Raw genomic sequence first — 24,487 nt, 5'->3', positions numbered from 1 at the left:
GCGAGGCTCCCGATGGCCGAGACCCATGTGCTGTTCGTGGAGGACGACGACGTCATCCGTGAGGCCACGACCCTGGCGCTGGAGCGCGACGGGTTCGTGGTCACGGCCATGCCCGACGGCCTGTCCGGGCTGGAGTCCTTCCGGGCGGACCGGCCCGACATCGCGCTGCTCGACGTGATGGTGCCCGGGATGGACGGCGTGAGCCTGTGCCGCCGCATCCGCGACGAGTCCACCGTCCCCGTCATCATGCTGTCGGCGCGCGCCGACTCCATCGACGTGGTCCTGGGCCTGGAGGCGGGTGCCGACGACTACGTCACCAAGCCCTTCGACGGCTCCGTCCTCGTCGCCCGCATCCGCGCGGTGCTGCGCCGCTTCGGCCACGCCGGCGGCCCGCAGGGCGGCGGGTCCGAGGAGGCCGGCTCCGGCGAGCGCGGGGTGCTGCTCTTCGGTGACCTGGAGGTCGACACGGAGGGCATGGAGGTGCGCAAGGCGGGTGTCCCGGTGGCCCTGACCCCCACCGAGATGCGGCTGCTGCTGGAGTTCTCCACCTCGCCCGGCACCGTGCTCTCGCGCGACCGGCTGCTGGAGCGGGTCTGGGACTACGACTGGGGCGGCGACACCCGCGTCGTCGACGTCCACGTCCAGCGGCTGCGCACCAAGATCGGCCAGGACCGGATCGAAACGGTCCGGGGTTTCGGATACAAGCTCAAGGCCTGATGCCTTGAGGATGCCTTGAGAAGGAAGAGCACGGGGGACGAGCGCGGGAATGACACCTGAATGAAGCGGTTCACCCTGCGGACCGGGATCCGCTGGAAGATCACGCTCGCCATCGCGGCCGTGGGCGCGCTGACCGCCATCGCCCTGAGCCTGGTGGTGCACAGCGCTGCCCGCGTATCGATGCTGGAGAGCGCGCGCGAGGTGCAGCTCGACCGGGTGCAGTTCATCTCCCGCAACGCCGAGGCCGGCCGCAAGCCCCCCATGGGGGCCAAGCTCAACGACCCGGACCTGCCCGGTGAGCTGCGCGAGAAGGCCCGGTCCGGACGGCGCGGCACCTACATCCAGGACAACCCGCGCGGGCTCCCCGAGGTGTGGGCGGCCGTCCCGCTCGGCAACGGGCAGGTGCTGTCGCTGCACACGCAGTTCCGGGAGAGCGCCAACATGGTGCGCGACCTGGACCGGGCCCTGGTCGTCGGCTCCCTGGCCGTGGTGGTCGGCGGGTCGGCGCTCGGCGTGCTGATCGGCGGGCAGATCTCGCGCCGGCTGCGCAAGGCCGCGGCGGCCGCGCAGCGGGTGGCTCACGGGGACCCCGAGGTACGGGTGCGGGACGCGGTCGGGGGCGTCGTACGCGACGAGACCGACGACCTCGCCCGGGCCGTCGACGCGATGGCGGACGCGCTCCAGCAGCGGCTGGAGGCGGAGCGGCGGGTGACCGCCGACATCGCGCACGAGCTGCGCACCCCGGTGACGGGCCTGCTCACGGCGGCGGAACTGCTGCCTCCGGGCCGGCCGACCGAGCTCGTACGGGACCGCGCGCAGGCGCTGCGGGCGCTGGTCGAGGACGTTCTGGAGGTGGCCCGGCTGGACAGCGCGTCCGAGCGGGCGGAGCTCCAGGAAGTGGCACTGGGCGAGTTCGTGCACCGCCGGGTCAGCTCGCTGATGCCGGAGGCGAGCGTGCGGATCGTCGCGGACGAGATCGTCAGCACCGATCCTCGCCGCCTGGAGCGCATCCTCGGCAACCTGCTCGCGAATGCCGCGCGGTACGGGCGGGCGCCGGTCCAGGTCGACGTCGAAGGCCGGGTCGTACGGGTCCGGGACCACGGGCCGGGCTTCCCCGAGGCCCTGCTGCGGGAGGGGCCGAGCCGGTTCCGTACCGGGTCCACGGACCGGGCCGGGGTGGGGCACGGGCTGGGGCTGACCATCGCGGAGGGGCAGGCGCGGGTGCTGGGCGCCCGGCTGACGTTCCGCAACGTGGCGGCCCCCGGCGGCTTCGTCCAGGGCGGCGCCGCGGCGGGGGCGGTGGCGGTGCTGTGGCTGCCGGAGCACGCGCCGACGGCGACGGGGAGCTTCCCGGTCGTCCGGCGGGAGGGCTGAGGCCGGGGCGGGATCGGTGTCGACCGGGACGGCATCGGCGTGGAGTCCGGCCTGGATCGGTGTCAGCCCGCCCGGGATCGGCGTCGAGCCCGTCCGGGATCGGTGTCGTATCGCGACCATCGGCTGTTCGATTGCGGACGCCGATGTTTTAGCATCCGAACCATGACTGACGGTACGGATCACCCGCACAGCCCCCAGCCCGAGCCCGCCCCGGAGAGCGGCGGCTACGGGTTCCCGCCGGGACCCCCCGCGCCGGGCGGCTACGGGTTCCCGCCCGGGCAGCCCGGCCACGGGGGCCACCCCGACCAGACCGCGTCCGGCGACGGCTACCCGCGCGCCGGCGGCTACGGCTACCCGCAGGGCGGCGGCTACGGCTACCCGCCGAGCCCGCCCGCGGCCGGCGGCTTCGGCCCCCCGCTGCTGCCGTTCCCCGAGGACTTTGGCCCGACCGGCCCGCCCGGACCCGGTGGCGAACTCCCTGCCATGGCCTTCGGCGAGCAGCCCGACTGGGAGGCGATGGCCGACCGGTCGGCCTCCGAGCGGCGCAAGAAGCGGCTGTGGATGGTGGGCGGAGCCGTGACCGCACTGCTGCTGCTCGCCGGCGGCGGAGCGTTCGTACTGCTGCGGGGGCCCGACGGCGACGGCACCAAGGACGTCGCCGACAACGCGCCCTCCACGTCAGCCTCCCCGTCCGGGTCGCCCGGTCCCAGCAAGGCCCCGTCGAAGGGCTACTCCCCGACCGTCGCGAGCGACCCCGCCCTGCTCAGGGACAGCGTCGGCAAGACCAGCCTGCGCATGGGCCCGGAAGCCACGGTGCCCAAGGTGGGCACTCACTACGAGCTCACCCTCAAGGGCAGTCCGAACTCGTACGCCCAGTCCACGGAGCCTGCCGTGGACACGAGCAAGAGCTTCACCGTCTCGGCCCGCGTCAAGAACAACTCCGACGCGAAGGGGCCGCACATCGTCATGAGCCAGGGCACCGGGGAGTCGTTCTCGTTCGAGCTCGGCGCCGACGAGGTGAACGGCAAGCAGGCCTGGGTGTTCCGCGTACGGACCGGCGAGAAGGGCGCCACGCCCACCGTGGTGACCGTCGCCGCCGAGGGGCTGAAGACGGTCAAGACCTACACGGTGCTGACGGCCGTCCACGACGCCGAGAAGAAGAAGATCACCCTCTACGTGGAGGGCAAGAAGGCCGGCGAGAGCGCGATCACGGCGATCTGGCCGAACTCAGGCCCCCTGCAGCTCGGCCGGGCCCGCCACCAGAACGCGTGGGCCGGCGCCTTCAAGGGCTCGATGAACGTCGTCCGGTCCTACGCGACGCCCTTCTCGGACGAGCAGGCCGCCGCCGACCGCAAGAGCCAGCTCGACGCCGCGGCGCGCGGCACCGCGACCCACGGCTGGGTCACCGGCTGACCCGGCTGACCCGGCCGGCTGACCGGTCGATCAGATGGTGACGCCGACGGTGCGCAGGAAGGCCACCGGGTTGACGGCCGAGCCGTAGTTCGGGGTGGTCCGGATCTCGAAGTGGAGGTGCGGGCCGCTCGAATTGCCGGTGTTGCCGGAGAGGGCGATCTGCTTGCCCTTGGAGACCTTCTCGCCGACCTTGACCTGGATCCTCGAGAGGTGCGCGTACTGCGAGTACGTGTTGTTCGCGTGCTTGACCACGATGGCGTTGCCGTAGGCCGGGCCGTCGCCGCCGCCGTTCGGGCCGGCCTTGACGACGGTGCCCGCGGACACGGCGTCCACCGGGGTGCCGACCGGGACGGCGAAGTCCTGGCCGGAGTGCTTGCGCGACCACATGCTGCCGCCCTTGCCGAAGGTCGCGGAGAGCGTGTACTTCGACAGCGGCTTCTCCCACAGGCCGGCGGCCGGCTTCGCGGCGACGGCCGCGGCCTGGGCGGCGGCCTGCTCGGACACCAGCTCGGCCGTACCGGCCAGGGCGGTCTGGGGCACCTCGTCGGCGAAGGCTGCGGTCGTCCCGGCCCCGAGTGCCAGGGCCGCGCCGAGGGCGGTGGCGCCGACGGCGATACGGGTACGACGGATGCTGACGCGCTTCGCGGACATGAAGGAGACCTCCGGGCCGGGGACGGGGACGGTGCTGCGGTGCTGCGGTGCTGCGGGGCGCTGCGGCGCTGCAGGGGTCTGCAGAGTGCTGCGGGCAAGAAAGGACCCGGCACGCTGAGCAGGTGCCGGGCTTGCTTGCTCATCCTTGGTAACCCGGGCACCCCGGCTTCCCCAAACGTCCCCGTTACTACCCGGACTCGTAGAGGGGGAGGGGGCTGTCAGCCCTGTTGACCGCCCCACCACTGGGTCGGCGGTGGGGCAAATCGGACATGGATCTCTACGAATGCTCCTAGTAGGTCCGATTTGCCCTGTGCGGCTTGTCACCGCCCCCGGACCTCCGCCGGCTCCCGCCGGGACCAAAGCCCTGCGACCCACGTCACGCGCGGGCTACGCTCCGCCCCGTGGACGCATCCGTGGTGGGGATCCGGCTGGCCTCGGGGGTCGTGACCCCCCTCGTGACGAAGCTCTTCCGCGCGGAGGGAGCGGGCGCGGGCCTGGTGGACGGGCCCGTGCGGATCTCCTCGTACGTCTCCCGGCGCGAGCAGCGCGTGCTGTCCCGGGACGACCTGCGCCGACTCGCGGAGAAGCTGGTCGAGGAGGCCTTACGGGCCCCCGGCGAGCGGCCCCTGCCGCCGGGGGAGGATGCGGGCGTCGCGGCCGCGCTCGCCGCCACCCTGCACTCCCTCGGAGACCTCGCCATGGAGGACGCCCAGGCGGTCGAAATGGGCGCCCGCGCCTTCGCCGCCGCACTGCGCAGGGCCGCGCCCCCCACGGGCCTCGGGCGGGACGCGGAGCTCTTCCACGACCGGCTGCTGGAGACCACCTGCCTGCACGTGCTCCACTTCTTCACGACCCGCTCCACCTACATCCCGCGGGCACTGGTCGAGACCGCCCGCCGCCAGGCCGAGACGATCGCCAAGATCGACGCCGTGCTCGCCCGGATCCCCCGCCAGGACGGCCGGGACGCGGAGTTCGAGCGCGCGTACCTGGAGTACCTCGTCAAGCGGCACAGCACCTTGACGATCTTCGGCCTCGACCTGCCCCCCGACTCCGCGCGCTGGCCGCTGGACCTGGCCTACGTGAGCCTGGAGGCGACCCCCCGCCCCCGCCGCGCCGACGGCGCGGGCAGTGCCGCGATCCCGGCGCAGGGGCCCGCCCCCAGCCCCGCCCCCGTCAGGACCGAGGACGTACTGGCCTTCGAGCCCCGGGTACTGCTCCGCGGCGAGGCCGGCTCCGGGAAGACCACCCTGATCCAGTGGCTGGCCGTCTCCACCGCCCGGGACGAGCCCGAGGGCGGCCCCGTCCCCTTCGTGCTGCCCCTGCGGAACCTGAGCCGCTACGGGGAGCGGCTGCCCGCCCCCGAGGACTTCCTCGTCGCCACCGCACTGAAGGGCCGGTCCCCCGAGGGGTGGGAGAGCCGGGTCCTGGGCGCGGGGCGGGGGCTGGTCCTGGTGGACGGCATCGACGAGATCCCGGAGGACGAGCGGGAGCGCGCCCGCGACTGGCTCACCGATCTGCTCACCGCCTACCCCGGCAACCGCTGGCTGGTCACCTCCCGTCCTTCGGCGGTCCGGCAGGACTGGCTGGCCTCCGAGGAGTTCGCGGAGCTGACCCTCGCCCCCATGAACCGGGCCGACGTGGCCGGCTTCGTCACCCGCTGGCACCGGGCGGCCGAGGCCGGCGGGGAGCTCCGCGACCAACTGCTGGAGTCCCTGGCCACCAAACCCGAGCTGGCCCGGCTGGCCACCAACCCGCTGCTGTGCGGGCTGATCTGCGCCCTGCACCGCGAACGGCACGGCTTCCTGCCCTCGGGCCGCAAGGAGCTCTACACGGCCGCCCTGTCGATGCTGCTGCACCGCCGCGACCGCGAGCGGGACCTGCGCCTGCCGGAACTCGCCGAGGAGCCCCAGCTCCAGCTCCTCCAGCGGCTCGCGTACTGGCTGATCCGCAACGGCCGCACCCAGATCTCCCGGAAGCGGGCCGAGGAGCTCATCGGCGGCGCGCTGCCCGCCGTACCGGCCGCGCAGGTGCTCGGTGGGGCGCCGGCCGTCCTGCGGCACTTCCTGGAGCGGACCGGACTCCTGCGCGCTCCCACGGAGGACACCCTCGAATTCGTCCACCGCACCTTCCAGGACTTCCTCGGGGCCCGGGCCGCACTGGACGAGGGCGGCCTCGGCGAGCTGACCCGGCACGCGGACGACGACCAGTGGGAGGACGTCATCCGCATGGCCGTCGCCCAGGGCCGCCCCCGCGACCGCGCGGCGATCATCGGCGACCTGCTGGTCCGCGACTCCGACCGGTCGGTGCTGCTGGCCCTCGCGTCACTGGAGTACGCGGCCGAGCTGGATCCCGGGCTCCGCCAGGACGTCCACAAGGCCGCCCTGCGGCTCATCCCCCCGAAGAACGAAGAGGTGGCGCGCACCCTCGGCCAGATCGGGCCGCTGGTCCTGGAGCTGCTGCCGTACGGCGGCGAATCGGTCCGCGCCGCCCGCCTGGCGGTGATCGCGGCGGTGGAGACCGGGTCGGAGGCGGCCGTGGGATACCTCGCCGGCTACTGCCACCACTCCAACGAACAGCTCCGCGAGACGCTCATGCGGGCCTGGGACCGGTTCGACACCGTGCAGTACGCGGCGGAAGTGCTCGCGCGCATGGTCCCGCCCCCCGACGCCCTCGCCGTCGGCTCGGACGCCGCCCTCGCGGCGCTGACGGGCTTCACCGGCCCGCCCGGCCTGATCGTCCACCACGGGTGAGCCGGGGCGCCCTGACCCGCTTCCTGGCCCGCCAGCCGGTGGCGGGCCTGGCTTTGCGGTACTTCTCCGGCGGGGCCGACGTCGAGTTCCTGCGCGGCCACACGTCCCTGCGTCGGCTCGACATGGACGGCTGGCCCGAGCTGCGGGACCTGAGCGCCCTGCACGGGCTGCCCCTGGAGGTCGTCACCCTCCACCTCGGCTCCGACGTCGCCCTCGGCCCGGCCCTCACCTCCTGGCCCCGGCTGCGCGCGCTCACCCTGCGTGCGGCGGGCGGTCCGTGGTCGTTCGCCGACTTCTCCCCCGACGCCCGTCCCGAAGTGCTCGACCTGGACGACGCGGACCCGGACCTGGCCGGCCTGGGACGGCTCACGAGCCTGCGACGGCTGCGCCTGCGCGACCAGTGGCGCCCGGGCGGGCGAAGCGCGTGGGCGGAGCTCTCGGCACTGGAGAACCTGGAGCAGATCTCCGTGCCCACCGAGACGCTGGCCGGGCTCGCCGCGCACGCGCGCCTGCCCTCGCTCAGGACCGTCGTGGTCCACGACGGCGCGGAGTGGAGCCCGACCCTGAGGGTGAAGGTGGCCCACCGCTTCCCGCAGGCCGAGCTGCGGGTGGTGGGTCAGGAGCCGTACGAAATCTGACCGTCCCCCCGCCCACGGCAAAAGGGGCGGCCCCGGAACCTCTCGGTCCCGGGGCCGCCCCTTCGTACCGCTGTGAGCGGCTAGCGCTTACGCACCCTTGCTGAGGTCCGGGCCGGAGCCCGTCGCCTCGATGGGGGGAAGGTCCGAGATCGGAGTCTTCTCCTCACCGCGGAAGGTGAACTTGGCTTCGTCGCCCTCACCCTCCTTGCCGACGACCACGATGTGACCGGGGCGCAGCTCGCCGAAGAGGATCTTCTCCGACAGGATGTCCTCGATCTCGCGCTGGATCGTGCGGCGCAGCGGGCGGGCACCCATGATCGGGTCGTAGCCGCGCTTGGCGAGCAGTGCCTTCGCGTCCGCGCTGAGCTCGATGCCCATGTCGCGGTCCTTCAGGCGGTCGTCCACCTTGGCGATCATCAGGTCGACGATCTGGACGATGTCTTCCTCGGTGAGCTGGTGGAAGACGACCGTGTCGTCGACACGGTTCAGGAACTCGGGCCGGAAGTGCTGCTTGAGCTCTTCGTTGACCTTCGCCTTCATCCGGTCGTATCCGGTCTTGGTGTCTCCCACGGCCGCGAAGCCGAGGTTGAAGCCCTTCGAGATGTCCCGCGTACCCAGGTTGGTCGTCATGATGATGACCGTGTTCTTGAAGTCCACGACCCGGCCCTGGGAGTCGGTCAGGCGACCGTCTTCCAGGATCTGGAGAAGGGAATTGAAGATATCCGGGTGGGCCTTCTCGACCTCGTCGAAGAGGACGACGGAGAACGGCTTCCGGCGGACCTTCTCGGTCAGCTGGCCGCCCTCTTCGTAGCCCACGTAGCCGGGGGGCGAACCGAAGAGGCGGGAAACCGTGTGCTTCTCGCTGAACTCCGACATGTCGAGGGAGATCAGCGCGTCCTCGTCGCCGAAGAGGAATTCGGCGAGCGTCTTGGAGAGCTCGGTCTTACCGACACCGGACGGGCCGGCGAAGATGAACGAGCCACCGGGGCGCTTCGGGTCCTTCAGACCCGCACGGGTACGGCGGATGGCCTGGGAGAGCGCCTTGATGGCGTCCTTCTGACCGATGACGCGACGGTGGAGCTCGTCCTCCATGCGCAGGAGCCGCGAGGACTCCTCCTCGGTCAGCTTGAACACCGGAATGCCGGTCGCGGTCGCCAGGACTTCGGCGATGAGCTCGCCGTCGACCTCGGCGACGACGTCCATGTCGCCGGCCTTCCATTCCTTCTCGCGCTTGGCCTTCGCCGCCAGCAGCTGCTTCTCCGAATCACGGAGGGAAGCCGCCTTCTCGAAGTCCTGGGAGTCGATGGCCGACTCCTTGTCGCGACGCACGTTCGCGATCTTCTCGTCGAACTCGCGGAGGTCCGGCGGCGCGGTCATCCGGCGGATGCGCATCCGGGAGCCGGCCTCGTCGATCAGGTCGATCGCCTTGTCCGGCAGGAAGCGGTCCGAGATGTACCGGTCGGCCAGGGTGGCCGCCTGCACGAGGGCCTCGTCCGTGATGGAGACGCGGTGGTGGGCCTCGTAGCGGTCGCGCAGGCCCTTGAGGATCTCGATGGTGTGCTGGAGGGAAGGCTCCGCCACCTGGATCGGCTGGAAGCGGCGCTCGAGAGCGGCGTCCTTCTCGAGGTGCTTGCGGTACTCGTCCAGCGTCGTGGCACCGATGGTCTGGAGCTCACCACGGGCCAGCATGGGCTTCAGGATGCTGGCGGCGTCGATCGCGCCCTCGGCGGCGCCCGCACCCACGAGGGTGTGGAGCTCGTCGATGAACAGGATGATGTCGCCTCGGGTGCGGATCTCCTTGAGAACCTTCTTGAGGCGCTCTTCGAAGTCACCGCGGTAGCGGGAACCGGCGACCAGGGCACCGAGGTCAAGCGTGTAGAGGTGCTTGTCCTTGAGGGTCTCGGGGACCTCGCCCTTGACGATCGCCTGGGCCAGGCCCTCGACGACGGCGGTCTTGCCGACGCCGGGCTCGCCGATGAGGACCGGGTTGTTCTTGGTCCGGCGGGAGAGCACCTGCATGACCCGCTCGATCTCCTTCTCGCGCCCGATGACCGGGTCGAGCTTGGATTCGCGAGCTGCCTGCGTGAGGTTGCGGCCGAACTGGTCCAGGACGAGCGAGGTCGAGGGCGTGCCCTCGGCCGGGCCGCCGGCCGTGGCCGACTCCTTGCCTCCGCCGGAGTAGCCGGAGAGCAGCTGGATGACCTGCTGCCGGACTCGGTTGAGATCGGCGCCCAGCTTCACGAGGACCTGGGCGGCGACGCCCTCGCCCTCGCGAATGAGGCCGAGCAGGATGTGCTCGGTGCCGATGTAGTTGTGGCCGAGCTGGAGGGCCTCTCGGAGCGAAAGCTCCAGGACCTTCTTCGCCCGCGGGGTGAAGGGGATGTGGCCGGAAGGGGCCTGCTGCCCCTGTCCGATGATCTCCTCAACCTGCTGGCGAACAGCCTCGAGCGAAATCCCGAGGCTCTCCAAGGCCTTAGCGGCGACACCCTCACCCTCGTGGATCAAGCCCAGGAGGATGTGCTCGGTGCCGATGTAGTTGTGGTTGAGCATCCGGGCTTCTTCCTGAGCCAGGACGACAACCCGCCGCGCGCGGTCGGTGAACCTCTCGAACATCGTTTATCGCTCCTCAGAGCGGTCGGGCAGTTCGGGGTCGGTCCCCGCCCTGTCCTTCCGCATGCTAGTCCCGCGGGGCGGGACAGCTCATTCCAACTGCCGACATCCGTCCGCGGCTCACCCTCACGTCCGTGGGAAAACCCGGCTGTAAGTGCCGACAACTGCTCCAACCCGATGGTGCGAGACGATGTTCCCGCAGGCCAGGCAGATACCCGTCACACGTGTACGCCGATGGCGAACGGAAGCCGGTCTCGGACCCTGCAAATCAGCGTGTCGCCCCCATCCACTAGGAATGTCTTACCCGCATGGCCGGAGGGTTCACGTCGGTGGACGACTGTTCCCTCCGCTACGGGCGAACACGCTTCTGTCCTGAATGTGAGACTCCGGCGACTCGGACGTTTACGTTCCGCATTGGCACGAGTGCCCAGCGTCACGCCGTCCGTAACCCCGGAGCGTTTCCGCAGTTGCTCCGGACATGGCCCTCACCGCGCCGCCCGTCGCCGTCCCGCTCCCCCGTGCCCCGATCGCGGCACCCGCGACCGCGAGGGGCGTGCCCGAACCGCCCGCGCACTGGTACCGGCGGGTGCTCGGCTGGCCCGTGGCCGGCGGACCGCCCGCGCAGCTGGTGACCGGCGTGCGGTTCGACGTGCTGGAGCTGCCGGCCGATGCCGGTGCCGCGGTGCTGCGCGGCCCCTGCCGCGACGCCACGGGCCCGGTGGCGCTCATGGGGCGCAGGATGCGGTTCCTGGTGGCCCCGGGGAGCGCCGACGAGCTGGAGGGGCTGCTCGACTGGCTGGAGTGGGGCGGGGTGGCCCTGGATCTCGCCGCCCTGGGTGCGGGCGGCCGGATCACCGCTCCGACGCCTCCGGGACACCTGGTGGGGCCCGGGGAAAACCCTCGGGGGGCCGCCGTGTGGCTGCGGCCCCCCGAGCAGGGGTGTGAGGCACTGCTGCCCGCCCTGCCCGTCGCGGGGCAGGGCCCCGGGCCCGGTCGTGGCGGGGACGCCGCCGGGCCCGGTCTCGTACGCCTGGTCGCGGCGGCGGCGACGGAATGCCACCGGGCCCGACTGCGACGGCGTACGGCCTCTGCGCATCGCATCGGCACCGTGGATCCGACCGGAGGTCAGCCGCGGTTCTCGTAAGCCTCGCGGATCTCCTGCGGAACGCGGCCGCGATCGTTGACGCTCATGCCCTGGGCCTTGGCCCAGGCGCGGATCTCGGCCGTGTCCGGGTTGCCGGACGTGGCGGCGGCGCGGCCGCCCTTGGTACGACCCGCCGCGGCACGGCCACCGGTGCGGCGACCGCCCTTGGTGAACGGGTCGAGGAGGCCGCGGAGCTTTTCAGCGTTGGCGGTGGTGAGGTCGATCTCGTAGGTCTTGCCATCCAGAGCGAACGTCACCGTCTCGTCCGCCTCGCCGCCGTCGAGGTCGTCGACAAGAAGGACCTGAACCTTCTGTGCCACCGGGATTTCCTTTCATCGAAAAGCAGTACGCGGAAAGGAAACCGCTTTTGCCTGGAAAACACAAACCCCCCGTCACGGGTTCGGGTCCGCAACGGGTCGGGAAACATGCGCGATTCGGACATAGGCCACGGAGCCGGGGGCTCCCGTGAAATCCCCGCGGTGATCGGTCAGAGGTGCAGAAGCATCCGGCTGTTGCCCAAGGTGTTCGGCTTCACTCGTTCGAGACCGAGGAACTCGGCGACACCCTCGTCATAGGAACGCAGCAGCTCCATGTACACATCGGTCTCGACCGGGGTCTCCCCGATCTCGGTGAAGCCGTGCTTCGCGAAGAAGTCCACTTCGAAGGTCAGGCAGAAAACCCGGCTCACACCGACCCTGCGGGCAGTCTCCAGCAACTTGTCGAGCACCAAGTGGCCGACTCCCACGCCCTTCAAGTCGCGGTCGACGGCAAGGGTGCGGACTTCGGCCAGGTCTTCCCACATCACGTGGAGCGCACCGCAGCCGACGACCTGGCCGTCGGAGTCGCGTTCGGCGACCCAGAACTCCTGGATGTCCTCGTAAAGGACGACCGGCGCTTTGTCCAGCAGGATCCGCTGCTGCACGTACTGGTCGAGCAGGCGGCGCAGCGCGGGAACATCACCGGTGCGCGCTCGGCGGATCGTCACTGTTTTTGCATGTGCAGCGGAAAACTCACCCATGCCCGGACGTTATCGCCCCGGCTCGGTGTCCGGCGCCGCGGAGTCGCCTTCGGCATCGGGCGCCGCCGCCCCGGAGTCCGGGGTCTCCGGGGATCCCTCGGGTTCCGCCGGCTGCACGATGCGCACGGCGTCCCTGAGCGCCTCGCGCTGTTCCGCCGACATCATGCCGAAGAAGGCCACGAGGGCGGCTGCGGGGTTGTCGCTCGTCGACCAGGCTTCGTTCATCAGTGCGGCCGAGTAAGCGGCCCGGGTGGAGACCGCCGTATATCGATAGGCGCGGCCTTCCGCCTCGCGGCGGACCCAGCCCTTCTGATGAAGATTGTCCATAACGGTCATGACCGTGGTGTATGCGATGGACCGTTCCTGCTGGAGGTCTTCCAGGACTTCGCGAACGGTGACCGGGCGGTTCCACTGCCACACCCGCGTCATGACTGCGTCTTCGAGTTCTCCCAAGGGGCGAGGCACAGCAGCACGATAGTGCGGGTTGTGGTGAATTGCGCGGCTATCCGGGCGGCAAGGCGCAACAAAATCGGGCGTACGGCTCGGAAGCCGTACGCCCGTCCCCGGTCGAAGGGGCCTACTTCTGGGGCTGGGACTGCTGGGCGGCCTCGGCGCGGGCGAGCACGGCGTCGACGGCCGCGTCCTCCTTGGCCTTGTTGGCACCGCCCTGGCTCTTCACGATCGTCACGACGAGCGCGATGAAGAACACGGCCATCACGAAGGGGGGCACGAGCGCGGAAACGTAGTCCATGCCCCCAGCCTAGCTACCCCGCCACGCGCCCGGCCTCCGGGGGCGGGGCCGGCTTGCGGCGCGGCGGGAAGACCTCGCCCGGAGTGGGGATGGGGCGGCCGGGGCGGTCGTCGGGGCGCGGTTCGGGCTTCGGGCGCGCGGGGTCGTTCCCCTTGTCCGCGCCGCCCGTGTCGGTGCCGCCCGCGAGGGTGAGCAGCCGGGTGCGCGGCGCGGGCGCCGTGGACAGCCTGCGGCGCACGGAGCGTTCCGCGATGGTCTGGGCCCGCTCCAGCAGCGCGGCGGCGACCGGGTTGGCGCGCAGCGCCCGTAGGGCCGCGAGGTCGTCCGGCACCGGCTCGTAGCCGGCCGCCAGGGCGTCCTGCAGCAGCTCCAGGTAGCCGGAGAGGCTGCCGGGCAGGGCGGCTCTGTACCGCGCCAGGTCGGCCAGGAGGAAGGCTCTGAGCCTCCCCGCCTCCTGGACCGCGTCGTCCACCGACGCCGCGAGGCGCAGGCAGTCCTGGACCTCGACGGCCGTCAGTGGGGCCGTCGAGGACTGAAGGGCGTGAGCGAGCGAGCGCCTGAGCACGTGAAGCTCATCGGCACCGAACGCCATGCCGCCGCGGGATCCGTAGGGCGTGGGCATGGGCCGAAGATACGCGCTAATCGGACAAAATCCCTTGAGCGCACACGTACGGGGCGCGTGTCGGGAAGGGGGCCGGTCCCGCGCTAGCCCGACTGCTTGACCACGCGCAGGAAATCGGCCCAGGCGGCCTGGGTGGTGGCGAGGACCAGGTGGGCCGGGTCGGCGCGGTCCGCGACGCGGACCAGGGTGCCGGGGGCGGCGCTGACGTACACGCAGTTGTCCCCCTCGCCGCAGAACGAGGACTTCTGCCAGGCGGGCCGAGCGTTCATGGCGTCTCCTCCGAGCACAGGCGCTGTGGCGCCGGGGACGGGCTCCCGGTATTTCTCGTGGGGAAAGGTAACCCCGCGGCGGCCTTGGTCCGGCCATTTCCGGGGAAATTGTCATGGCGGGCGTCAGGGCACGGTAAAGGCCCGGCGGGCCGAACGGGTCCGGCTCGCCCGGCCCGCGGGACGGAAGCGGCCCCCGGCCTCCGGAGGGAGGGCGGGGGCCGTCGGGGCGCTCGGGCGGGTGGCCCGGCCCGGTCAGCCGAAGGCCGGCGCGTTGCGCTCGTAGACCAGCCGCAGGCCGATCAGGGTGAGCCAGGGCTCGTGGTCGTCGATGGCCTCGGCCTCGCCGAGGACGATCGGGGCCAGGCCGCCCGTGGCGATGACGCGGACGTCGTCCGGGACGCCGTTCGGGCCGGCCAGCTCCTTGGCCATCCGGTTCACGATCCCGTCGACCTGGCCCGCGAACCCGTAGACCACGCCCGACTGCATCGCCTCGACCGTGGACTTGCCGATGACGTTGCGCGGGCGGGCCAGCTCGATCTTGCGGAGCTGGGCGCCGCGGACGCCGAGGGCCTCCATGGAGATCTCGATGCCCGGGGAGATCACCCCGCCGACGTACTCGCCCTTGGCGGAGACCGCGTCGAAGGTGGTGGCCGTACCGAAGTCGACGACGATCGCGGGGCCGCCGTAGAGCTCGGCGGCGGCGACCGCGTTGACGATGCGGTCCGCGCCGACCTCCTTCGGGTTGTCCATCAGGATCGGTACGCCCGTCTTGGTGCCGGGCTCCACGATCACCGCCGGAACGTCCCCGTAGTACCGGCGGGTGACCTCGCGCAGCTCGTGCAGGACGGCCGGCACCGTCGAGCAGATCGCGATGCCGTGGATGCCGTCGCCCAGTTCGTTGCCGAGCATCGGGTGCATGCCCATCAGGCCCTGCATCAGCACGGCCATCTCGTCGGCCGTGCGGCGCGGGTCGGTCGAGACGCGCCAGTGCTCGACGATCTCTTCACCGTCGAACAGGCCAAGGACCGTATGGGAGTTGCCCACGTCGATGGTGAGGAGCATCGGCTACACCGCCTCGCGCAGATCGAGGCCGATGTCCAGGATCGGGGAGGAGTGGGTGAGCCCGCCGACGGCGAGGTAGTCCACGCCGGTCTCGGCGTAGGCGCGGGCGTTGTGCATGGTGAGGCGACCCGAGGACTCCAGGACCGCGCGGCCGTGGACCAGCGCCACCGCTTCCTCGGTCTCGATGGGCGTGAAGTTGTCGAGCAGGATCAGGTCCGCGCCCGCGTCCAGGGCCTCGCGGACCTGCTGGAGGGTGTCCACCTCCACCTCGATGGGGAGGTCGGGGAACTGCTCGCGCACGGCCTTGAAGGCCTCGCGGACCCCGCCCGCCGCGATCACGTGGTTGTCCTTCACCAGCGCCGCGTCGGACAGCGACATCCGGTGGTTGACGCCGCCGCCGCAGCGGACCGCGTACTTCTCCAGGCAGCGCAGGCCCGGAGTGGTCTTGCGGGTGTCGCGGACCTTGGCCTTGGTGCCCTCCAGCTCGTCGGCCCAGGCACGGGTGGCCGTGGCGATGCCCGACATCAGGCAGAGCAGGTTCAGCGCGCTGCGCTCGCCGGTGAGCAGGTCGCGGGTGCGGGCCCGTACGGAGAGCAGCACCTGGCCGGCCTCGACGCGGTCGCCGTCCTCGACGTGCCGCTCGACCTCGAACGTGTCGGTGCAGACCACGGAGAGGACGGCCTCGGCGACGCGCAGGCCGGCGACCGTGCCGGCCTCGCGCGCGGTGAAGTCGGCGGTGGCGACGGCGTCCTCGGGGACGGTGGCGACGGTGGTGACGTCCACCCCGCCGTCGAGGTCCTCGGAGATCGCCATGTGCGCGATGTCCTCGACCTCGATCGGGTCCAGGCCGGCGTCCACGAGCAGCTGGGCCAGCGCCGGGTCCAGGCCGGTCTCCTCGCCCTCGCCGCAGGCGCAGTCGTCGCCGCAGCCGCCGCCCTCGCTCTGGTCGAGGAGCGGGAGCTCGTCGTGTTCGTGGGTGGTGTGGTCGTGCTCGTGCGTGCTCACGGTTACCGCTCCAGGCTGTCGGTGCTGCGGGTGCTGTCGGTGCTGCTGGTGCTGCTGTCGTCGCTGCTCAAGGGGATCCGTACGGACGGGAAGTCCGCCGAGTCCGTGGGGGTGACGACCAGGGCCCGCCGCTCGGTGTCCGACAGCCGGACGACCAGGTGGCGCCGCCAGTCGGCGTCGTCCCGGTCGGGGTGGTCCTCGCGCCAGTGGCAGCCGCGGGTCTCCGCGCGCCGCTGGGCGGCGGCGACCAGCACCCGGGCCACGCACAGGAGGTTGGTGGCCTCCCAGGTCTCGGTGCCGGGGACGGCCGTCTTGCCCCGGGTCTCCAGCTCCGTCAGCGCCGTCGCGTACAGGGCCTCGAGCGCGGCGGCGGCCCGGCTCAGCGACTCGGCGGAGCGGAGCACGCCCGCGCCGTCGGTCATGATGCGCTGGATCTCGTAGCGCGCCTCGGCGGGCTGGAGGGGGCCGGTGGCCGGGACGGGGATGCCGGGGCCGGTGCCCACGGGCGGGTTCCCGATGATGTCGTCGGCGATGCGCTCGGCGAAGACCAGGCCCTCCAGCAGGGAGTTGGAGGCCAGCCTGTTCGCTCCGTGCACACCGGTGCAGGCCACCTCGCCGCAGGCGTACAGCCCGGGGACGGTGGTGCGGCCGTGCAGGTCGGTCCGTACGCCGCCGGAGGCGTAGTGCGCGGCCGGGGCGACGGGGATCGGCGCGGTGACCGGGTCGATGCCGTGCGAGCGGCAGGCGGCGAGGATGGTCGGGAAGCGCTGCTCCCACATCTCGGCGCCGAAGTGCCGGGCGTCCAGGTACATGTGCTGGGTGCCCTGCTCCTGCATGCGGCGCATGATGCCCTTGGCGACGATGTCGCGGGGGGCGAGCTCGGCGAGCTCGTGCTGCCCGGTCATGAAGCGGACCCCGTCGGCGTCGACGAGGTACGCGCCCTCGCCGCGGACGGCCTCCGACACCAGGGGCTGCTGGCCCTCGGCGTCGGCACCGAGGAAGAGCACGGTGGGGTGGAACTGGACGAATTCGAGGTCGGAGACCTCGGCTCCGGCGCGCAGCGCGAGGGCCACCCCGTCGCCGGTGGAGACCGACGGGTTGGTGGTCGCGGAGAAGACCTGGCCCATGCCGCCGGTCGCGAGGATCACGGCGGGCGCGTGGACGGCGCCGACCCCGTCGTGCTGGCCCTCGCCCATGACGTGCAGGGTGACCCCGGCGGTACGGCCCTGCGCGTCCAGGAGCAGATCCAGGACCAGGGCGTTCTCGACGGTCTCGATGCCGGCGTCGTGGACGGCCTCGACGAGCGCCCGGGAGATCTCGGCGCCGGTGGCGTCCCCGCCGGCGTGCGCGATGCGGCGGCGGTGGTGGCCGCCCTCGCGGGTCAGCTCGATCTCGCCGGTCTCGGCGGAGGTGTCGAAGACGGCGCCGGTCTCGATGAGGCGGCGTACGGCGTCGGGGCCCTCGGTGACCAGGAGCCGGACGGCGGCCTCGTCGCACAGGCCTGCGCCCGCGACGAGGGTGTCGTCGAGGTGCTGCTCGGGGGTGTCCCCGTCGCCGAGGGCGGCGGCGATGCCGCCCTGGGCCCAGCGGGTGGAACCGTCGTCGAGCCGGGCCTTGGTGACCACGACGGTACGGCGGCCCGCGGCGGCGCAGCGCAGCGCGGCGGTCAGTCCGGCGACTCCGGATCCGACGACCACGACATCGGCGTCGACGGACCAGCCGGGCGCCGGGGCGTGGAGCCGTATGCCGGTGCTGGTGCCCGCTGTGGCGGGGCCTCTGCCTGGGGTGCTCACGGTTGTGCTCCGAACTCCAATGGGATGTTGTCGATCAGCCGGGTCGCGCCCACCTTCGCGGCGACGGCCAGCACGGCCTGACCGGTGAAGCCGTGGCCGGCCTCGGTGAAGTCCTGGGGGTCCACCAGCGCCAGGTAGTCCAGTACGAGCGGCGGATCGTAGCGGCCCGCCTCCTCCAGGACGTGCCGCGCGGCTGCCCGTACGGCGTCCGGCAGCCCGGCGCCCGCCGCCGCGACGGCGTGCGCGTCGGCGGAGGCGCGGATCTCGCCGAGCCGGGCCAGGCCGGTGGCCCGCTCGTCGCCGTTCGGGGGTCCCTGCGCCTCGGCGCGGGCGCGCAGCGCGGCCTGCGCGGCGAGGCGGTCGCGGCCGGCGAACAGGGCGCGGGACAGGGCGAGGGCGGTGCCGCGCTCCTTGGCGGAGAGGTAGCGGTTGCGGGAGGACAGCGCGAGCCCGTCCGTCTCGCGGATGGTCGGTACGCCGACCACCTCCACGGGGAAGTTCAGGTCGGTCACCATGCGCCGGATCAGGGCCAGTTGCTGCGCGTCCTTCTGGCCGAAGAAGGCCAGGTCGGGGCGGGTGAGGTGGAGCAGCTTGGCGACGACGGTCAGCATGCCGTCGAAGTGGCCGGGGCGGGTGGCGCCTTCGAGGCGGCCTCCCATCGGGCCGGCGGTGATCCGGACCTGCGGGTCGCCGCCGGGGTAGACCTCGTCGACGGCCGGGGCGAACACGGCGTCGGCGCCGGCCTCTTCTGCGAGGGCCAGGTCGGCGTCGAGGGTGCGGGGGTAGCGGTCGAGGTCCTCGTTCGCGCCGAACTGCAGGGGGTTGACGAAGACCGTGACCACGACCTGGCCGGTGGGGCCGACGTGCGCGCGGGCGGTGCGGACCAGGGTGGCGTGGCCCTCGTGGAGGGCGCCCATGGTCATGACGACGGCGCGGCGGCCGTCCGCGGCGCCGGCTTCGGCGGCTGCGCGGGGCAGGCGGTGCAGTGCGTCTGCGGTGTCGAGGAGGATCACCGGTCGCCGCCTTCGGGGTCGGTTCCGTAGGGCCGGTCGAGGCCGCCGGGGTTCAAGACTTCCTCGGCCAGTACGCCGAGGAGGTCCTCGGCGAGCTCGGGCTTGAGCAGACCGTGCGCGAGGGCCCGGTCGGCGGTCGTACGGGCCATCGCGAGGTAGCCGGCGACCGTGCCCGGGGCGTGCTTGCGCAGCTCCGAGACGTGCGCGGCGACGGTACCGGCGTCACCGCGGGCCACCGGGCCGGTCAGGGCGGCGTCACCGGAGCGCAGGGCGTTGTCCAGGGCCGCGCCGAGGAGCGGGCCGAGCATCCGGTTCGGGTGTTCGACGCCCGCCTTGCCCAGCAGCTCCATGGACTGGGCGACCAGGGTGACCAGGTGGTTCGCACCGAGGGCGAGGGCCGCGTGGTAGAGCGGGCGGTTCACCTCGGCGATCCACTCGGGCTCCCCGCCCATCTCGATGACCAGGGCCTCGGCGGCGAGCCGCAGCTCGTCGGGGGCGGTCACCCCGAAGGAGCAGCCCGCGAGGCGCTGCACGTCGACCTCGGTGCCGGTGAAGGTCATCGCGGGGTGCAGGGCCAGCGGGAGCGCGCCCGCGCGGCGGGCGGGGTCCAGCACGGCGACCCCGTACCGCCCGGAGGTGTGGACGAGGAGCTGTCCGGGGCGGACCGCGCCGGTCTCGGCGAGGCCCTCCACCAGGGACGGCAGGGCGTCGTCGGGGACGGTCAGCAGGACGAGGTCGGAGGCCTGGAGGACCTGCGCCGGGGACACCACCGGCACGCCGGGCAGCATGCGCTCGGCCCGGCGGCGCGAGGCGTCGGAGACGCCGGACACGGCGACGGGCCGGTGCCCGGTCTGCTGCAGGGCACGGGCCAGCGCGGGGCCGACCCGGCCGGCTCCGACGACACCGACGGAGAGCCGGGCGGGGCGCTCCGCCTGGGGGGCTGTGTTCACGCGGGGGAGGCCTTCCGTTCCGTTCCGGTCCGCGGGGGGTACCGGACGATACGTCGCCATGCTAGCCCCTGGTGTGTGGGCCGGTCGGCGATGATCGGGGGATGAACCAGCACACGGAGCGGACGACGGCCGCGGCCGCGGAGGCCCGGGCAGAGCCGGCCGCACACTCGGACCAGGCCCCGGACCCGGCGGCCGAACGGGCCGCGGGCGCGGAGCGGACCGCGGAACCGGACGTGGCGGCCCGGATGGTGGTCGCCGGGCGGGCGGCATCGCGGAAGCTGTCGGGCAGTCTGCGGGAGGCCACGGTCGGGGAGCTGCTGGCGGAGCTGGGCGGGCTGGCCCCGGACGCCGACGAGCCGGCCGACATCTACGGCAACGGCGTCGTGGAGCGGCTGGAGCGGCGGGTCGCGGAGCTGCTCGGCACCGAGGACGCCGCGTTCTTCCCGACCGGGACCATGGCCCAGCAGATCGCGCTGCGCTGCTGGGCGGGACGGACGGGGAACCCGGTGGTCGCCCTGCACCCGATGAGCCATCCGGAGCGGTGGGAGGGCGGCGCGCTGTCCGTCGTCTCGGGGCTGCGGACCGTCCACCCGACGGGCGAACCGCGCCAGCCGACGGCGTCCGAGCTCGCCGAGCTGCCGGAGCCGTTCGGGACGCTGATGCTGGAGCTGCCGCTACGGGACGCGGGCTTCCTGCTCCCGACCTGGGAGGAGCTGTCGGCCCTGGTGGACACCGCCCGGGAACGGGACGCGGTGGTCCACTTCGACGGTGCCCGGCTGTGGGAGTCGACGGTCCACTTCGGCCGGTCGCTGCCGGAGATCGCGGCGCTGGCGGACTCCGTGTACGTCTCCTTCTACAAATCCCTCGGGGGCCTCAGCGGGGCCGCCCTCGCCGGATCCGCGTCGCTCGTGGCGGAGTCGAAGGTCTGGCGGCACCGGTACGGGGGCCAGGTCTTCCGCCAGTTCCCGGCCGCGCTGTCCGCCCTGGCCGGGCTGGAACGCGAGCTGCCGGAGCTTCCCTCCTACGTGGCCAAGGCGCGGACGGTGGCATCCGCCCTGTCCTCGGCACTCGCCGCGGCTCCGGAGGTCCCCTGGTTCCGGGTCCACCCGGAGGTTCCGCACACCCACCAGTTCCAGGTGTGGCTCCCGTACGACGCGGACCGCCTCACGGAGGCGGGCGTCCGCCTGGCGGAGGAGACGGGCACGGTCCTCTTCCGCCGCTGGTCCCCCGACGGCCCGCCGGGCCTGTCGGTGACGGAGGTCGAAGTCACCCGCCCGGGCCTGACCTGGACGGAGACCGAAGTCGCCCAGGCAACAGCAGCCTTCGTGGCCCGCCTGTAGCCCCGACCGGCGCTAGCCGCCGCAGGGGCCGGGGGCGGGGTGGGGTGTCGGCCGGGACGTAAAGCGTGATTTGTGGCGCAAAGGAAGCCCATCCCAGTCAAAGCACGCAAAGGGCGCCTAAATCATGCAGTCCAGGCCGACACCCCGCCCCCGGCCCCGACCCGCACCCAGCCCCGCCCCACCGACCCGCACGTACAGCCCGACCCCGGCCAAATCCAGCCCCGCCGGCGTTTGAGGCGCAGGGACCCGGGGACTGGTCCCCGGCAACGGCGCCGCACGGCACCGCACCGCGCCGCACCGGATCGCCCAGCCGGGCGAAGGCCGCGCGCCCCGGCAGGCACATGCACGCCACGACGGCAGAATGATCCGATGAGCGTCACCATCGACATCACCGGGCTCCCCGCGGAGCGGATCGGCTTCGCGCCGTCCCCGCTGGCGGAGCTCTGCATGGCGTTGCACGCGCTCTCCCAGCCCGGACATCACCCCGGACTCGCCTCCTGGACCTCCACCACCTCGGCCGCCCTCGACCCCGGCCTCGCGGACCGGCTACTGGAGGCCGATTTCCTGTGGCGCGGCTCCTTCGCCGACCTGTTCATGGCCTTCGCCGGGATTCCCGGCGGCACCGGGCTGCCCGCCGCCACCCTGGCCGCCGAGCTCGACGTACTCGACCGGCTGGACGACGAACGGTTCGTGACGGCGGCCCTGGAGCACTGCAGGCTGGCCCTCCACAACGACGGCGGCGGGCCGTCCCCGCTCTCGGATCCGCTCGCCCGGGCGAAGGCCCTGGAGACGGCCTCCGCGCGCGGACCGCAGCAGTTGGCCTTCGCCGTGCGCGTGCTCGACGACACCGCCGGCGTCCGGATCTGGCTGCGCCGGCTGCTGGAGGACTGCGACGAGGCCTTCTTCGCGGAGACCTGGCGCCGCGTCGAGCCCCGCCAGAGCGCGGACGCCCGGCACAAGACGGAGGTGCTCCGGCGCAAGGGGCTGCCGGCCGTGCTGAAGGAGCTCTCCTCGGCGCTGAGCGTCGACGAGCGGCTGACCACGGTCACGGTGGACAAGATGGTCTACGGGTCCACGACCGCCACCGATCCCCGAATAGGCGACGGCCTGCTGTTCGTGCCCACGAACTTCGGCTGGCCGCACCTGCTGGTACTGCACGCCCCCGGCTGGCGCCCGGTGGTCCACTACCCGCTCGGCTCTCCCGAACCGGCCTCCTCCCCGGGGTCTTTGGAGCTGCTGCAGCGGCGCATGGAGGCGCTGGCCCATCCGATGCGGATGCGGCTGTGCCGCAGTCTGGCGCGCGCTCCCTACACGACCGGCGAGTTGGCGGCCGCGTACGGGATCACCGCCCCGGAGGTGTCCCGCCAGCTGGCGGTCTTGAAGAAGGCCGGGCTGATCCAGACCCGCCGGCAAGGGCGGTACGTCCAGCACCAGCTCGATCTGGCCGCGGTCGCACGGATCGGCTCCGACTTCATCGAGGGCATCCTGCGGTAGGCCGGGCACGGAGAGCGGGCGCTGGCCTGTTTTCTACGGCTCAGATACTCCGATATACGGATTTCACAAACCGGAATCAGTGAAAAGTCTGGCCATGGCCGCCACTTGGTGTCTAACGTGCGTCCACCGCTCCCCCACTCGGCGCGCAACGCACATGACCTGCGTCTGCATCCACGCCTCTGCACGCCCGCACCCCTGTACTCCACACCACATGCCACACGCCATACGCATACGCATGCGCACGCGCATCTCACGCGCATCTGCCGTGGAAGGACTTTCATGCCCTCACGCCGTATAGCAGCAGCCACCGCCGCCCTGGCGGCCGCGGCCCTCGTCTCCCCGCTGCTCCTCGCCGGGCCCGCCGGAGCCACCGGCAGCCCGCAGAGCGACGCCGCCCGGGGTGACGCGCTGGCCCGCAAGCTGGTCAAGGACTCCACCGGCAAGGGTGCCCACAACCACCTGAAGGTCTTCCAGGCCATCGCCGACCGCAACGACGGCAACCGCGTGGCCGGTTCCAAGGGTCACGTCCAGTCGGCCCAGTACGTCGAGCTCGTCATGCGCGCGGCCGGGTACGAGGTCACCAAGAACGAGTTCGAGTTCGTCTTCGTCAAGACGGTCGCCGAGACCCTGAAGGTCAACGGCCCGGCCGGCCGCGACGTCCCGATCAAGCTGATGACGTACACCGCCAGCGGCCCGGCGAACGGTGTGACGGCGCAGATCGCCGCCGCCCCGGTCGACGCCGACGGCACGAGCGGCTGCGAGCCCGGCGACTTCGCCGCGGGCGCCTTCACCGGCAAGGTCGCGCTGATCAAGCGCGGCGGCTGCGCCTTCGCGGTCAAGCAGCAGAACGCGGCGACGGCCGGCGCGGTCGGCGCGGTGATCTACAACAACGCGGACGGCGCCCTGAACGGCACCATAGGTTCGGCGGACGCGGGCAAGATCCCGACCGGCGGCGTCACGCTGGCCGAGGGCGAGCGGCTCGCCGCCGACGCGGCCGCGGGTCCGGTCGAGGTCACCCTCGACATCCGCGAGTTCCGGGAGAACCGCAAGACGTACAACGTCGTCGCGGAGACGCGCGGAGGCGACGAGAACAACACCGTCTTCCTCGGCGCGCACCTCGACTCCGTCGCGGACGGCCCGGGCATCAACGACAACGGCTCCGGCTCGGCCGGCATCCTCCAGGTCGCGCAGAAGCTCGCGCACAGCCAGGGCAAGATCAAGAACAAGGTCAAGTTCGCCTGGTGGTCGGCGGAGGAGTTCGGCCTGCTCGGCTCCGAGGCGTACGTCGCCGGCCTGACGGAGGAGCAGAAGAAGCAGATCAAGCTCTACTTGAACTTCGACATGATCGCCTCGCCGAACGCCGCGTACTTCGTCTACGACGGCGACGACTCGGACAAGGTCGGCGCGGGCCCCGGCCCCGAGGGATCGGCCCAGCTGGAGAAGGGGATCAACGACTTCCTCGACTCCAAGAACATCCCGCGCGAGGGCACCGACTTCTCGGGCCGCTCGGACTACGGCCCGTTCATCGAGGTCGGCATCCCCTCGGGCGGTACGTTCACGGGCGCCGAGGGCATCAAGACGCCGGAGCAGGCGGCGAAGTTCGGCGGGCAGGCCGGGGTCGCGTACGACGTGAACTACCACGGCAAGGGCGACACCATCGCGAACATCGACCAGAAGGCGCTCGACATCAACGTCGACGTCATCGCGGACGCGGTGGGGCACTACGCGTTCGACCTGGCGCCGCTGGGCCGGCCGGTCGTCTCGGAGCCGACCACCGGTGGTGGCAGTGGCGGTGGCCTCCACGAGGGCCACGACCACGTCGGCGACGCGGAGTAGTCACTTCCCGGGCGGGTGGGGGTCTCGGCGCTGCGCG

22 protein-coding genes are annotated in these 24,487 nt (G+C 72.2%); 9 read left to right on the top strand and 13 right to left on the bottom strand.

The window, feature by feature from the left end; genetic code table 11:
* Positions 1-12 precede the first annotated feature (12 nt).
* The 3 genes from cseB (at position 13) to AC6CKD_RS26320 (ending at position 3,504) form a co-directional block, all read left to right on the top strand.
* Positions 13-717 (top strand): two-component system response regulator CseB, encoded by a 705-nt coding sequence (cseB, locus tag AC6CKD_RS26330; protein WP_498330456.1) that lies wholly within the window; start codon positions 13-15, stop codon positions 715-717.
* Between the two features lie 60 nt (positions 718-777).
* Complete coding sequence (gene cseC, locus AC6CKD_RS26325) at positions 778-2,091, top strand: two-component system sensor histidine kinase CseC (RefSeq protein WP_498330454.1); 1,314 nt, start codon at positions 778-780, stop codon at positions 2,089-2,091.
* 162 nt (positions 2,092-2,253) lie between these two features.
* Positions 2,254-3,504, top strand: a complete 1,251-nt coding sequence (locus tag AC6CKD_RS26320; RefSeq protein WP_498330453.1) for a LamG-like jellyroll fold domain-containing protein — start codon at positions 2,254-2,256, stop codon at positions 3,502-3,504.
* Positions 3,505-3,534: 30 nt separating this feature from the next.
* On the opposite strand, the gene AC6CKD_RS26315 is transcribed toward AC6CKD_RS26320, so the two are convergent.
* On the bottom strand, positions 3,535-4,155 hold the full coding sequence (locus AC6CKD_RS26315; protein ID WP_498330451.1) for a M23 family metallopeptidase: 621 nt from the start codon (positions 4,153-4,155) through the stop codon (positions 3,535-3,537).
* Between the two features lie 401 nt (positions 4,156-4,556).
* Between AC6CKD_RS26315 and AC6CKD_RS26310 the strand changes: the two genes are divergently transcribed.
* Positions 4,557-6,905 (top strand): NACHT domain-containing protein, encoded by a 2,349-nt coding sequence (locus AC6CKD_RS26310; RefSeq protein WP_498330449.1) that lies wholly within the window; start codon positions 4,557-4,559, stop codon positions 6,903-6,905.
* Complete coding sequence (locus AC6CKD_RS26305; RefSeq protein ID WP_498330448.1) at positions 6,902-7,543, top strand: hypothetical protein; 642 nt, start codon at positions 6,902-6,904, stop codon at positions 7,541-7,543. Before AC6CKD_RS26310 ends, AC6CKD_RS26305 begins: the two co-directional genes overlap by 4 nt.
* A gap of 87 nt (positions 7,544-7,630) precedes the next feature.
* Here AC6CKD_RS26305 and AC6CKD_RS26300 read toward each other — a convergent pair whose 3' ends face one another.
* Complete coding sequence (locus AC6CKD_RS26300) at positions 7,631-10,156, bottom strand: ATP-dependent Clp protease ATP-binding subunit (protein ID WP_385331252.1); 2,526 nt, start codon at positions 10,154-10,156, stop codon at positions 7,631-7,633.
* Between the two features lie 475 nt (positions 10,157-10,631).
* On the opposite strand from AC6CKD_RS26300, the gene AC6CKD_RS26295 reads away from it, so the two are divergent.
* Positions 10,632-11,297 (top strand): SCO3374 family protein, encoded by a 666-nt coding sequence (locus AC6CKD_RS26295; RefSeq protein WP_498330446.1) that lies wholly within the window; start codon positions 10,632-10,634, stop codon positions 11,295-11,297.
* Here AC6CKD_RS26295 and AC6CKD_RS26290 read toward each other — a convergent pair.
* The 11 genes from AC6CKD_RS26290 to AC6CKD_RS26240 form a co-directional block, all read right to left on the bottom strand.
* Entirely contained in the window at positions 11,279-11,617 is a 339-nt protein-coding gene (locus AC6CKD_RS26290; RefSeq protein ID WP_250752815.1) for a histone-like nucleoid-structuring protein Lsr2, read from the bottom strand. The two genes, AC6CKD_RS26295 and AC6CKD_RS26290, sit on opposite strands and share 19 nt — an antisense overlap.
* 167 nt (positions 11,618-11,784) lie before the next feature.
* Positions 11,785-12,315 (bottom strand): amino-acid N-acetyltransferase, encoded by a 531-nt coding sequence (locus AC6CKD_RS26285; protein ID WP_356514724.1) that lies wholly within the window; start codon positions 12,313-12,315, stop codon positions 11,785-11,787.
* Positions 12,316-12,324: 9 nt separating this feature from the next.
* Positions 12,325-12,780, bottom strand: coding sequence for a BlaI/MecI/CopY family transcriptional regulator (locus AC6CKD_RS26280; RefSeq protein WP_498330443.1), 456 nt, complete (start codon positions 12,778-12,780; stop codon positions 12,325-12,327).
* 112 nt (positions 12,781-12,892) lie between these two features.
* Positions 12,893-13,066 carry a hypothetical protein gene (locus AC6CKD_RS26275; protein WP_250752807.1) on the bottom strand — a complete coding sequence of 58 codons (174 nt, stop codon included), beginning with the start codon at positions 13,064-13,066 and terminating at the stop codon, positions 12,893-12,895.
* Between the two features lie 13 nt (positions 13,067-13,079).
* Positions 13,080-13,688, bottom strand: coding sequence for a hypothetical protein (locus tag AC6CKD_RS26270; RefSeq protein WP_498330441.1), 609 nt, complete (start codon positions 13,686-13,688; stop codon positions 13,080-13,082).
* An 83-nt stretch (positions 13,689-13,771) separates the two neighbouring features.
* Complete coding sequence (locus AC6CKD_RS26265; RefSeq protein ID WP_498330440.1) at positions 13,772-13,957, bottom strand: DUF397 domain-containing protein; 186 nt, start codon at positions 13,955-13,957, stop codon at positions 13,772-13,774.
* A gap of 252 nt (positions 13,958-14,209) precedes the next feature.
* Positions 14,210-15,019: a type III pantothenate kinase gene (locus tag AC6CKD_RS26260; RefSeq protein ID WP_498330439.1), complete on the bottom strand. Its 810-nt coding sequence runs from the start codon at positions 15,017-15,019 to the stop codon at positions 14,210-14,212.
* Positions 15,020-15,022: 3 nt separating this feature from the next.
* Positions 15,023-16,024, bottom strand: a complete 1,002-nt coding sequence (gene nadC, locus AC6CKD_RS26255; protein WP_498330437.1) for a carboxylating nicotinate-nucleotide diphosphorylase — start codon at positions 16,022-16,024, stop codon at positions 15,023-15,025.
* A gap of 2 nt (positions 16,025-16,026) precedes the next feature.
* Positions 16,027-17,817, bottom strand: coding sequence for an L-aspartate oxidase (locus tag AC6CKD_RS26250; RefSeq protein ID WP_498330435.1), 1,791 nt, complete (start codon positions 17,815-17,817; stop codon positions 16,027-16,029).
* The gene (gene panC, locus AC6CKD_RS26245; RefSeq protein WP_498330433.1) at positions 17,814-18,830 is read right to left on the bottom strand and encodes a pantoate--beta-alanine ligase; all 1,017 of its coding nucleotides are present in this window, start codon (positions 18,828-18,830) and stop codon (positions 17,814-17,816) included. The genes AC6CKD_RS26250 and panC overlap by 4 nt, the downstream gene beginning before the upstream one ends.
* Positions 18,827-19,840, bottom strand: a complete 1,014-nt coding sequence (locus tag AC6CKD_RS26240; protein WP_498330432.1) for a Rossmann-like and DUF2520 domain-containing protein — start codon at positions 19,838-19,840, stop codon at positions 18,827-18,829. Before AC6CKD_RS26240 ends, panC begins: the two co-directional genes overlap by 4 nt.
* Positions 19,841-19,881: 41 nt before the next feature.
* On the opposite strand from AC6CKD_RS26240, the gene AC6CKD_RS26235 reads away from it, so the two are divergent.
* The 3 genes from AC6CKD_RS26235 (at position 19,882) to AC6CKD_RS26225 (ending at position 24,450) form a co-directional block, all read left to right on the top strand.
* Positions 19,882-21,120 carry a threonine aldolase family protein gene (locus AC6CKD_RS26235; protein ID WP_498330431.1) on the top strand — a complete coding sequence of 413 codons (1,239 nt, stop codon included), beginning with the start codon at positions 19,882-19,884 and terminating at the stop codon, positions 21,118-21,120.
* Between the two features lie 369 nt (positions 21,121-21,489).
* Complete coding sequence (locus AC6CKD_RS26230) at positions 21,490-22,614, top strand: DUF5937 family protein (protein ID WP_498330429.1); 1,125 nt, start codon at positions 21,490-21,492, stop codon at positions 22,612-22,614.
* A gap of 279 nt (positions 22,615-22,893) precedes the next feature.
* Positions 22,894-24,450, top strand: a complete 1,557-nt coding sequence (locus AC6CKD_RS26225) for a M28 family metallopeptidase (RefSeq protein WP_498330427.1) — start codon at positions 22,894-22,896, stop codon at positions 24,448-24,450.
* The last annotated feature ends 37 nt before the right edge of the window (positions 24,451-24,487 follow it).

It is taken from the genome of Streptomyces sp. GQ60, assembly GCF_059758875.1.
This window is presented reverse-complemented; position numbering and strand designations above follow the sequence as displayed.

What these genes read in the sequence shown, in the direction of transcription:
- AC6CKD_RS26285 (WP_356514724.1), bottom strand. Translation starts at nt 12,315, where the DNA reads ATGGGTGAGTTTTCCGCTGCACATGCAAAAACAGTGACGATCCGCCGA.
- AC6CKD_RS26270 (WP_498330441.1), bottom strand. Translation starts at nt 13,688, where the DNA reads ATGCCCACGCCCTACGGATCCCGCGGCGGCATGGCGTTCGGTGCCGAT.
- AC6CKD_RS26300 (WP_385331252.1), bottom strand. Translation starts at nt 10,156, where the DNA reads ATGTTCGAGAGGTTCACCGACCGCGCGCGGCGGGTTGTCGTCCTGGCT.
- AC6CKD_RS26230 (WP_498330429.1), top strand. Translation starts at nt 21,490, where the DNA reads ATGAGCGTCACCATCGACATCACCGGGCTCCCCGCGGAGCGGATCGGC.
- AC6CKD_RS26240 (WP_498330432.1), bottom strand. Translation starts at nt 19,840, where the DNA reads ATGGCGACGTATCGTCCGGTACCCCCCGCGGACCGGAACGGAACGGAA.
- AC6CKD_RS26225 (WP_498330427.1), top strand. Translation starts at nt 22,894, where the DNA reads ATGCCCTCACGCCGTATAGCAGCAGCCACCGCCGCCCTGGCGGCCGCG.
- AC6CKD_RS26265 (WP_498330440.1), bottom strand. Translation starts at nt 13,957, where the DNA reads ATGAACGCTCGGCCCGCCTGGCAGAAGTCCTCGTTCTGCGGCGAGGGG.
- AC6CKD_RS26260 (WP_498330439.1), bottom strand. Translation starts at nt 15,019, where the DNA reads ATGCTCCTCACCATCGACGTGGGCAACTCCCATACGGTCCTTGGCCTG.
- AC6CKD_RS26315 (WP_498330451.1), bottom strand. Translation starts at nt 4,155, where the DNA reads ATGTCCGCGAAGCGCGTCAGCATCCGTCGTACCCGTATCGCCGTCGGC.
- AC6CKD_RS26320 (WP_498330453.1), top strand. Translation starts at nt 2,254, where the DNA reads ATGACTGACGGTACGGATCACCCGCACAGCCCCCAGCCCGAGCCCGCC.
- AC6CKD_RS26275 (WP_250752807.1), bottom strand. Translation starts at nt 13,066, where the DNA reads ATGGACTACGTTTCCGCGCTCGTGCCCCCCTTCGTGATGGCCGTGTTC.
- cseC (WP_498330454.1), top strand. Translation starts at nt 778, where the DNA reads ATGAAGCGGTTCACCCTGCGGACCGGGATCCGCTGGAAGATCACGCTC.
- AC6CKD_RS26295 (WP_498330446.1), top strand. Translation starts at nt 10,632, where the DNA reads ATGGCCCTCACCGCGCCGCCCGTCGCCGTCCCGCTCCCCCGTGCCCCG.
- AC6CKD_RS26235 (WP_498330431.1), top strand. Translation starts at nt 19,882, where the DNA reads ATGAACCAGCACACGGAGCGGACGACGGCCGCGGCCGCGGAGGCCCGG.
- cseB (WP_498330456.1), top strand. Translation starts at nt 13, where the DNA reads ATGGCCGAGACCCATGTGCTGTTCGTGGAGGACGACGACGTCATCCGT.